Origin of the sequence: Paraburkholderia sp. SIMBA_053 (genome assembly GCF_046534895.1) — a bacterium.
Classification (GTDB): Bacteria; Pseudomonadota; Gammaproteobacteria; order Burkholderiales; family Burkholderiaceae; genus Paraburkholderia; species Paraburkholderia caledonica.
Genome location: NZ_JAWRXU010001951.1, coordinates 1 through 229 on the forward strand (window position 1 = coordinate 1; position 229 = coordinate 229).

At 37.1% G+C, this 229-nt stretch carries 1 protein-coding gene; it reads left to right on the forward strand.

Features of this window, described 5'->3' with window-relative positions; all coding sequences use genetic code 11:
• Positions 1 to 229, forward strand: a 229-nt coding sequence (locus SB753_RS42355) for a hypothetical protein (RefSeq protein ID WP_410805870.1), incomplete at both ends; no start/stop codon positions are given.

Here is a 229-nt window from a genome sequence, read left to right on the forward strand (position 1 = left end):
CATGAGGCGAATCATAAGGGTACTACTCTATCACTCGATGACATGTGTCGTCTTGTTTATCAAATTGCTTACAATCAATTTTACAATCAATTTTACAATCTACTAAAAGGGAATACAGAAGAACAAACATCTGAGTCAGACATACATACTGAAGCTGAAACAGCAGCGTTATTTACGCCTAAACATATCATCCGTAAGGAATTGGTTCCTGCTTGGTTACAAGCTGAAC